Consider the following 2,395-nt stretch of genomic DNA (forward strand, 5'->3'; position numbering starts at 1 on the left):
GGTGGTTTTGCCGAGCCGCCTGTGGCAACAATTGTCGGTGCCCAAGGCAACTTTGCCTATCGTAACAAAGTTACCTATCCCCTCGGACTCAGCGATTCTGGTACTGTCAAAGCTGGCTACTATCGTAAAGGTACCCATCAAATCGTCAATCTCAACCAATGTCCGGTTCAAGATGACAGGTTGAATCCGCTGCTGGCTGAGATCAAGCAAGATATCCAGGATCGCGGTTGGCAGATTTATCAGCCGGAAAGTAAAGGAGCCAGAGAACCAGGCTCGCGGCGGACTGGCGTGCAGATCCTCGTCAGTCAAGAGCAAGATGCGGGTATGACCGATCGCGGTATCCCCAAACCCAAGCTCCGCAATCGTCCGACGGTGACTGAAGTAATTGAGATTCCCGACGATCGACCCAAATTTCGGCATCTATTATTGCGGATCGGGCGGCGGACGGGGGAAATCTTGCTGACATTAGTAGTCACGGATCTCAATATCCCCGATATCGAAGGACAAGCTCAACGCTGGATGCAGCGGTATCCCAAGCTCGTGGGTGTTTGTCTCAATCTCAACGATCGACCGACGAATAATATCTTTGGCACCGAGACTCGGTGCGTGGCTGGGCGCGAATATATCTGTGAGACGTTTGGGAACCTCCAGTTTCAACTCAAGGGCGATACCTTCTTTCAGATCTACACCGAGCAAGCTGAAACCGTCCTCGATTTGATTGTCGAGCGGGCTGGGCTTAATGGGACAGAAACCTTGATCGATGCCTATTGTGGGATCGGCACCTTTACGCTGCCACTCTCCAAGCGCGTCAAACGCGTGATGGGGATTGAAGTCCATAGTGCGTCAGTAGTGCAAGCCAGAGCCAATGCTAGGCTCAATGGCATTAATAATGTCGAATTTCGCACTGGTGAAGTTGAACAGATATTACCAGAGCTAGACATGCAAGCCGATGTCGTGTTGCTCGATCCGCCCCGCACAGGTTGCGATCGCGCCGTCCTCGATGCCCTGACTGCGATGCAACCCGCCCAAATTATCTATATCAGTTGCAAACCAGCTACTCTAGCACGCGACTTACAAGTCCTGTGCGAACAAGGTAACTATCACCTCGATCTCGTTCAACCTGCCGATTTCTTCCCCCAAACGGCGCATGTTGAGTGTGTGGCTTTTCTTACCAAAGCTGCTACCCCCAGTGCCAATTAATTACCAATCGATTGGTAAATTGTCGCAGATCGATCGTCCCCCGCATAGATCGGTAACATCAGCAAGTCGTAAATTACGTGGTGTTGCCGATTTCATTTTGTCTGCTGTCGATCGCTGCCCCCGTCTGCCACATAGCTTGCTACAGTACTACTACGGCGATCTGGTTAGCCATTATTGGTGACTCCAATTCAACATCGCTAATGATGTTTCAGATCGATTTATGCGTTATTATGCTTGCCCAGTAAGCATAATAGTAATTTTATATACTGATCGTCCCGATAATTGCCTAGACCGATCGAGATTTTGTAACTATAATGGTAGATGTGAATATAGCTGACTCTCTATCCAAAGGAATACAGACTCCAAACCGATCCTGAGCTGTCGCTCATCGGTGCAAAGGTACTATTTCCTGAGTGAGTGTGGTCATGGTCTAGCCGATACTAAATCGGGAGTCATACTGTTCGATCGCGGTTCGCGCTTGTAATCCGGCAAAGTGCCCTACGAGGATTAAAAGATTGCTATGGTATTAAGTCCAGTGAAGTCTGAATGGGATAAACTTAGTTTTTCCTCGACCCTGTTCCTTGCTCCGATCGTCGATAGTCTTTTATCAGCAGTGCCGACTAAATGGCACATGGAAGTCCGCTTAGGGCTTCAAGAAGCATTAGTAAATGCCGCCAAACACGGAAACAACCTCGACCCTCACAAACAGGTTGTTGTCCGTTTTTGTTTTGAAGAGGGTGCATATTGGTGGATTATCTCGGATGAAGGAACTGGATTTCATCCACCAGAGCGCAATCGGCAAGAAACACCGACCCAATTATTGCCCCAGAACGAATCAGAGTCCGGTAGAGGGATGTTCCTCTTGCATCAAATCTTCGATCGAGTAGTGTGGAATAGACAAGGTACTGAGATTTCGCTGTGTAAGCAGTTGTACTGTCAACTCGCTGGCGAAGCCTCTCCACAAGAGCATCGCGAACCGCTAGTAATGTAGGTTCTACTCACACTTGCAACAGGACAGAAAGACTAGTAAAAAAGCAGAGATCTGTGAGGTTACCCACAAGTTATCTGTAGGGGGTGCCCCTTGTGGGTAACCTGAATCTACGGTTAACACTCATTCCCATCCAATTATGAATACTTAGACGATGCCACTAATGCTTCGAGCGATCGAACGAGATCTTGATGGAGTTTTTTAGCA

General features: G+C 48.6%; 2 protein-coding genes. Both read left to right on the forward strand.

Going from position 1 to position 2,395, the window contains the following annotated elements; translation table 11 throughout:
• A partial coding sequence (gene rlmD, locus RMO27_RS16970) for a 23S rRNA (uracil(1939)-C(5))-methyltransferase RlmD (RefSeq protein ID WP_309734651.1) occupies positions 1 to 1,200 on the forward strand: 1,200 nt, incomplete at its 5' end.
• A 520-nt stretch (positions 1,201 to 1,720) separates the two neighbouring features.
• Positions 1,721 to 2,191: an anti-sigma regulatory factor gene (locus tag RMO27_RS16975; protein WP_309734652.1), complete on the forward strand. Its 471-nt coding sequence runs from the start codon at positions 1,721 to 1,723 to the stop codon at positions 2,189 to 2,191.
• Positions 2,192 to 2,395: the final 204 nt, after the last annotated feature.

The organism is Chamaesiphon sp. OTE_75_metabat_556, from assembly GCF_031378165.1.
GTDB lineage: Bacteria > Cyanobacteriota > Cyanobacteriia > Cyanobacteriales > Chamaesiphonaceae > Chamaesiphon.

What these genes read in the sequence shown, in the direction of transcription:
- RMO27_RS16975 (WP_309734652.1), top strand. Translation starts at nt 1,721, where the DNA reads ATGGTATTAAGTCCAGTGAAGTCTGAATGGGATAAACTTAGTTTTTCC.